This window comes from Flavonifractor sp. An306, from assembly GCF_002159455.1.
Lineage (GTDB): Bacteria > Bacillota > Clostridia > Oscillospirales > Oscillospiraceae > Flavonifractor.
The window spans coordinates 72,829-80,125 of the sequence record NZ_NFIQ01000003.1; the positions used below are offsets into that span (position 1 = coordinate 72,829).

The 7,297-nt window shown below is 59.1% G+C and carries 7 protein-coding genes; all 7 read right to left on the bottom strand.

All coding sequences use genetic code 11. The annotated features are described in order from the left end of the window. Position 1: 1 nt before the first annotated feature. Positions 2-763: a phage antirepressor KilAC domain-containing protein gene (locus B5F88_RS01445; protein WP_087341212.1), complete on the bottom strand. Its 762-nt coding sequence runs from the start codon at positions 761-763 to the stop codon at positions 2-4. A gap of 2 nt (positions 764-765) precedes the next feature. Continuing rightward, on the bottom strand, positions 766-3,207 hold the full coding sequence (locus B5F88_RS01450) for a DUF87 domain-containing protein (protein ID WP_087341213.1): 2,442 nt from the start codon (positions 3,205-3,207) through the stop codon (positions 766-768). Then, complete coding sequence (locus tag B5F88_RS01455) at positions 3,137-3,559, bottom strand: PrgI family protein (protein ID WP_087238554.1); 423 nt, start codon at positions 3,557-3,559, stop codon at positions 3,137-3,139. The genes B5F88_RS01450 and B5F88_RS01455 overlap by 71 nt, the downstream gene beginning before the upstream one ends. Further along, positions 3,560-4,462, bottom strand: a complete 903-nt coding sequence (locus B5F88_RS01460) for a radical SAM protein (RefSeq protein WP_162612091.1) — start codon at positions 4,460-4,462, stop codon at positions 3,560-3,562. 14 nt (positions 4,463-4,476) lie between these two features. Beyond that, positions 4,477-5,343, bottom strand: a complete 867-nt coding sequence (locus tag B5F88_RS01465; protein ID WP_021661448.1) for a CD0415/CD1112 family protein — start codon at positions 5,341-5,343, stop codon at positions 4,477-4,479. A 66-nt stretch (positions 5,344-5,409) separates the two neighbouring features. Next, on the bottom strand, positions 5,410-5,628 hold the full coding sequence (locus tag B5F88_RS01470; protein ID WP_003510921.1) for a Maff2 family protein: 219 nt from the start codon (positions 5,626-5,628) through the stop codon (positions 5,410-5,412). Between the two features lie 32 nt (positions 5,629-5,660). Next, positions 5,661-7,297, bottom strand: a 1,637-nt coding sequence (locus tag B5F88_RS01475; RefSeq protein WP_087341214.1) for a type IV secretory system conjugative DNA transfer family protein, incomplete at its 5' end; no start/stop codon positions are given.

Here is a 7,297-nt window from a genome sequence, read left to right on the forward strand (position 1 = left end):
TTCACGCCTCGCTTTCACAAAAATCAAATTCCATGCTCATCTGCCCGCCGCAGAGCATCATCCGCAGGAGGTCCTTCCCCTGGGGCGTGATAAGGGTCTGCTGGCGGAAATGCCCGTACTTCCAGAAGTCCTTCACCTGGAACAGCCCCTTATTGGAGGGCTTGGCGTAGGGCAGAAGGTATCCGGCCGGGCAGCGGTAGAGGAAGCCCTCCTCCATCAGGAAGCGGCAGAAGTCGCGCTCGCCCACGCCCAGCTCCTTGGCTGTGGCCCGGATATTGGTGCAGTTGCCGGGGCGCACAAAGGCGTCGTAAAAATCCGCTTTCGGCCGCAGCCGTTCCACCTCCCCGGTAAGGCGGCGGTTCTTCTCATGCTCCGCCAGGAGCTGGTCCGCAAAGGAGAGAAGGATCTCCGGGTGCCTGGCCGCCTCCTCCAGCAGGGAGGGCGTCATGTAGCCCCCGGTCCTGCGGATCGTGGGAAGCACCTCATCGAACACCCATTTCTCAAACCGCTCCGCGCCGGGCAGCCGGCTATGAACGATCAGGCGGTAGACGTCGCCCTCCGGGAGGAAGGTCATTGTCTGGTCACCGCTTGCGGTGGGGATGGAACGTTTCGTTCCACCCCTCGCATGGTCACGGACAGCCTTTCGGGGATTGCTGTACCCCAGGGCCTTTGCCACATCCGAACCGCAGAACAGGCATTTCCCGTCCTCCTCGATCACGCGGATACTGCCAAATTCACTGTTTCTGAATATCTCCATGTTCATATTCACGCCTCCGTTTCCGCCGCGTGCTCCACCTCGCTGGGCTTGGTGGTAAGCAGCTTATAAAGCTCCGTGTCCTTTGGGAAGTCGTCCGCAAAGGGCAGGATCACATTGTTGAAGAACAGCAGCCCATGGCCCGGCTCGGAATTGGTCACATAGGCAAGCTGTTCCGCCGAAATGCCCAGCCGCTCCGCCAAAATCTTGCGGTCGCCGGCGGCCTGGTTGAGCATATAGATGAAATCGCTGTTTTCCAGGATGTTCTCGATCTCCGGGGAGGAGAGCAGGTCCTTGGGGTTCTGGGTCGCCCCGGTGGGCACCCCGCCCCATTTTCTAAACCGTTTCCAGATCTCCGCCGAATAGGCCGCCGTCTGCTCCTCCTTCAGCAGGAGGTGGAACTCGTCCACGAAATACCAGGTGGAGCGCCCAATGGCCCGGTTGATGGTGACGGTGTTCCACACCGCATCCTGGACAATGAGCATCCCCGGCTTTTTCAGGTTTTTGCCCAGACCCTTGATGTCAAAGCAGACCAGCCGGTTGCGGATGTCCACGGTAGTGCGGTGATTAAAGAAGTTCAGCGAACCGTTCACATACAGATCCAGCGCCTGGGCCACCCGGTCGGCCTCCGGGATGCCCTGCGCCAGCAGCGCCTCCATCAGGTCGCCCAGGATGGGCATATTCTCCGGCCGGGGGTCTGCGAAGTAGGGCTGGTAGATCTTCTGCACCGCCCGGTCGATGACCGTTTTCTCGATGGCCTCCAGCCCCGTCTTGCTCCCCATGATGAGCTCACAGAAGGAAAGCACGAAGTCAGATTTCAGCGCCAGGGGGTTCTCCTCATCCGAATAGTTGAGGTTGATGTCCAGCGGGTTTACATAGTCGGTGCTGGACGGGGACAGCCGGATCACCTGCCCGCCCAGCCGGCGCACCAGGGGCGAATACTCGCCCTCCGGGTCGCAGATGATGACATTATCTTTTGTGGTCAGGATGATGAAAGTGATCTCCCGCTTGCAGCTCATGGACTTGCCGCTGCCCGGCGTGCCGAACACCAGCCCGTTGGGGCTTCTGGACTGTTTGCGGTCCAGAAGGATCATGTTGTTGGAGAGGGCGTTCAGGCCGTAGTACATGGCGTCCCCGCCCATAAACAGCTCCTGGGTGACGAAGGGGACGAACACCGCCAGCGCCGAAGTGGTGAGGCTCCGCTCGATTTTGATACGGTTGAGCCCCAGGGGAAGGCTGCTCATCAGTCCGTCCTCCTGCTGGAAGTCCAGCCGGGTGAGGAGGCAGTTGTAGGTCTGCGCCACGCTGGCCGCCTGGGACACGGCAATCTCCAGCTTCTGCTTGGTCTCCGCCATGTGCATGACCAGGAAGGTCAGATTGAACATTCGCTCATTCCTGCTTTGCAAGTCCTGGAGGATGGTCTTTGCCGCGCCGCCGTAGGTGGCAAGGTCGCTGGGGAGGATGTCCATGTCGTAGCCGCTGCGTACCGCCCGCTTCTGCTCCGCGATCTTCATGGCGTCCAAATCCGTGATCTTGCGCTTGACCATCTTGATGGCCTCGTTCTGGTTGATGCCCCGGATGTGCATAGTTACCAGGATGTTGCCCTCGGTCTCCATAAACTCCGCCAAAATGCGGTCGTGGATCTCCGGGGCGGTGATCTGCAAAAAGCTCACCGCCCCGTACATCTCGCCAATGCGGAAGGTGCGGGTCTCCCCGAAGTGGAAGGAGGACGGGGCGATGAAGTCCTTGACCGAAAGGCCGCTGGGCGCCAGCCAGTCCCAATCGAAGGCGAACTTCCCGCCCTCCGGACGGCGGCCGTCTGCCGGGTGGAGGATGCCGTGAAGCAGCTCCAGCCGCTCTTTCCCGTCCAGCACATGGGCGGCGGCGCCCATGACCTTGAAGCGGTTGAGGGTGTCGGTCTCGATACGGGCGAACCGCGCCCGCGCCGCCGGAAGGTTCTCCGCCTCGATGGTCAGGGTCACATACTTGGTTTTCACATAGCCGTTGCTGCCCCGCTCATACTGGAAGCGGAGTATCCCGGCCGCATCCTCCCGGACAGGGTCCAGGTCGTCACCCTGGGGACGGATGCCGAACAGGTCCTCCTCCGGCCCATGCTCCACATACCGGCTGCTGAGCGACATCTGCACCCCGATGGTGGGGTCGTAGCCGTTGTAGAAATCGCAGAGGTGTTCAAAAATATCCCGCTGGTCCTCCGGCGAAGCCAGGCGGTAGTTGACGTCCTCGAAGGCGATGGTCTTGGAGAAGGTCCCGCCCTCCAGCCGGCACAGGCCGTCCGGGAACATATTGCGGAAGGGGATGCTCTCCTGCACTGTATGGGCTTTCCCGTCCCCCTTGGCCTGGCGGACCACCGCCTCGATCTGCTTACGCTCGGCGCGGGTCAGCTTGCGCCTTGCCCCTGCCGGTTTTGCGGGTCTTGCCGTTTTTGCCTGCAATCGCTCTCACCTCCTGTTCCAATTCGTACTGCCGCACCAGGGCGGAGTACAGGTTGTTGGTCTGGTAGATCCGCGTCTTTGGGCGGATAAATTTGTTTTCAATGAGATGTCCCAGGAACACCTCCAGGGGCTGCCCGTTCTTCTCGTACATGGCGAACAGGAAGAAGGGAAGCATCACCAGGATCATGCACAGGGCCGCCGTGGTGGTGCCAAGTGCCCCCTTGGTCAAAAAGAAAAGCGGCACGCCGATAATTGCTGCCGCTCCGAAACAGATCACCTGCCGTTTGGTCAGCCCGAACAGGACCTTGCTCTGTACCTTGCTCAGGTCCTTCGGGATCGTTACATAGGCCAATCAATGCACCTCCTTTTTCATGGGAGCATAGTCCTTGAAATCTTTTACCGTGTGGAAAATCCGTTTGTTGTTCACCCACCGCTGAAGATGGCGGGTGATTTTTGGAGCGGTAGGGCGCTCATAGATCATCACATAGGGGTCATACCCCAAGGCCCGCAGGGTGTTCACCCGGTAGAGGTCCTGCTCATGGGTGCTGCCGTAGTTGGTCAGCACATAGACCCGCCGGTTGCGGTCGCTTCGGATGGCGGTATGCGCCACAAAGCGTTTGAAGTGCTCCGTCAGGTCCTCCTCCGGGTTGTCCCAGGCGAAATGCACCGCCTTGGTCCGCACCCTGTTCAGCAGGGCGATGTTGTCCGGGTTCGTCAGCCGGATGTCCAGCCCCTGGGTGAAGTCCACCAGCGCCCGGCTGGCGGCAAGCTGTTCCAGAAGCGCCTCATGATCCGGGCAGGCCAGCAGGTTGGGGTCCAGCAGTTTGATCTCATCCTCACCGCGCCAAAATTCAGAAAGGTCAGCGACTTTGACGCTCCTGCGTCCCTCCTTGCCGCTGACGATGCAAAATCCGCAGTTCCTCGGACAGCCCCGGCTCAAAAAGCCGTAGGCCGTTCCCAAAAACCGCGGATACAAAAAGTAGTCCGGCCGGATGTGCTCGATCTCATAGGGGAGGTCTTTTCCGCCCGGCCCGTAGCCGGTGCCGCCTTGGATGACCTTCTCCGCGTTGTTCACCACGATGGTGTCCTTGGAGTAGGTGTCCGTGAACACCCGGCTCTTGTAAACCAGGTCATAGCGTCCCTTGGGGCTCCACCACTCCACCCGGTCGCCCCGCCTGGTATGGTACTCGGAGAGCTTCATCAGGCAGAGGTTGGGAAAGTTGTGGGAGTCCACGTCTATCAATCCTATTTTCAATCAGCCACCCCCCTTTAGTGCGCCCCGAACAGGGACTTTGCGAGGCTGCCGGTCTTAAAGAGGGTGAAGCACAGGAGCACCGTGTACCCCATGCACCCCCAGATGGCGCCGGAAATGTTGTCGCCGCTCAGGGAGATGCCCTCCACCAGCACCGCGTAGATGCCCACGCAGATCATAATGAGGAACGCCTGGAAGCCCAGGGCCAGCAGGGAGCGGAGATAGTTCTGCCCCGTGTTGCCCCATTCCCGGTTCACCATCGTGGCAAAGGGGATGGGACCTATCGAGGTCACCAAATACACCTCGATCATCCTGCCATAGATCACCAGGAAGATGCAGATGGAGAGGATCTGCGTACACAGCCCCACGAAGATGCTCTGGAACCACAGCCCCAGCAGGGCGCCGATGCTCCAGTCCGCGAGCTGGGTCTCCAGGTCCGCGGTCACGCCGGATATGTCGATGCCCGCGTCCGAGATGATGACGCCGGCGCTCTGGCTGACCACGTTCTGCGCCACATCGAACACCGCCATGACGATGTTCCAGGTGTTGGTGACGATGAGCACCGCGCAGAAGGTCTTGAAGATCCACTTGAAGAAGATCCAGGTGTCGAAGTCGTGGAGATTGTTCTTTTCTACGATGAGCTGGATGAGCTCATAGCACATGACAAAGGTGAGGACGATGCCGGCGATGGGGACGATCACGGTCTCCGAGAGATTGCGGACCATGTTGAAAATGCCGCTGTTCCACGCAGAGGGCGTCATGCCCACCTCCCCGGCGATCTCACCCACCTTGGTATTCAGGGTATCAAACATCCCGGTCAGGTTTGAAATGATACCGTCGATGAGCAGTTCCTGGAACCACTCCTGTATCGCGTCAAAGATCAACGGGGATCACCTCCTTTCCGGGAGGCCCCGTGTGCCGGGGCCTCCCGTGGGGTTTACTGGCAGACATCAGGCGGAGAGCAGGCCGGACAGCAGGGGGATCAGGGTCAGGCCGATGAGGGCGACACCGCCGCCGGCCATGAGCTGCTTGATGCCCTGGGATTTGGAGGCAGGGTTGTCCTGCCCGTAACCTTCCAGGAGGTTGATGCCGCCCCACACGCACAGGCCGCCGCCCAGCGCAATCACCAGAGTCTGCAATACATCGATAGCGTTAGTGAAAAAATCCATAAATCATATTTCCTTTCTTCGTTGTAGAATTGTTATTGAAGGTCCGTTGCTGTCAATTCGTACATCTCGAAAGGCTCATCCGGCTTCACGATGGCCGGTTTGCGTTTCATGTACCGTTCCATATCAAAGAGGTACTTCTTGTCGGCGTCGGCGGTGTACTTATAGTTCGGGTGCTTCGTCAGGTCGTACTTGTCCGAGAGAAACGGGCGCACGCCCCGCAGCATGAAGATACACTTGCCTCCGTCCATCACTGCCAATTCGTCTTGTGTCATCAGCTCCTTTCCCAATTTCTGATAGGTGAGGCCGTGGGAAACCTGGCTGCCGCGGTTTTCCGATTGATTGAAACTGTCAATCGTTTCTTTCCCCAGCAGCTCCGAAATTTCTTTCAGAGTGGATTTCTCCTTGCCTCCCAAAAACAAGGTGCTGTCGCAGTTACCCACGATGGTATCCGCCGCGTCCTTGTAGATGGTCTTTAACTGGCTTTGGGACTGCAAAATAATAGAAGCCGAGATTTCCCGGCTTCGGATGGTGGCGATCAGCTTGTCGAAGTTCGGGATTTGCCCGATGTTCGCAAACTCGTCCAGCAGGCACCGCACATGGACTGGCAGGCGTCCCCCGTAAAAGTCGTCCGCCTTGTCGCACAGGAGGTTGAAAAGCTGGGAGTACATGAGCGCCGCCACAAAATTGAAGGTGCTGTCCGTATCTGACAAAATCACGAACAGCGCCGATTTCCGGTCGCCCAGGGTGTCCAGCTCCAGCTCGTCCTCCGCCATGAGGTCCCGCAGCTCTTGGATGTCAAAGGGGGAGAGGCGGGCGCCGCAGGAAATCAGTATGGATTTCAGAGTTTTGCCCGCGGCCATCTTAAATTTGCGGTATTGCTTCACGGCGAAGTGGTCCGGGTGCTCCTTTTCCAGCTTGGCGAACAGGATGTCCACCGGGCTTTGGAACTCCTCGTCGTCCTCCCGCGCCTCGCTGGCGTTGATGAGGTCCAGCAGGGTGATGAAGTTTCGCTCCTCCGGCTCCGCCTCGTACCAGATGTACCCGATGAGGGCGGAATAGTACAGTCGCTCGGCCTTCACCCAGAAATCCTCACTGGACTTTTCGCCCTCTCCCTTGGTGTTGAGGATCAGGGCGTTCACCAGCTTCAAAATGTCCTTCTCCGAGCGGATATACGCCAGAGGGTTATATTTCATGGACTTCTTGAAGTTGATAAGATTTAGGCTTTTGATGCGGTATCCCCTGCGCTCCAGGAGAGCCCCTACCTCGCATAATATCGTACCTTTCGGATCGGTGACTACATAGGAGGAATGGCACTGGAGCAGGTTGGGCTTGACATAGAACCTCGTTTTGCCTGAGCCGGAACCGCCGATGACCAAAATATTCTTATTTCTGGCGTATTTGGGCTCCTTGGGGCGGCTCGACATGGTGATCCGCTCCGTCTGGGTGAGGAGGACGTTCTGGAAGAAGTCCGGGTCTGCGTAGGGGGCGATGTCGGCCGGGGTGCCCCAGCGGGCGCTCCCGTACTCGATCCCCCGGCGGTATTTCTTCGCGTTCTTGCCCTTGGAGTAGACCGCCAGCCGGATCAGCACCGCGCCGGCGGCGCCCACGCACAGGTCCAGCAGATGGAAGCTGGGCGCCAGGCTGGCGAAGGCCGCCGAAAAGCCCTGCC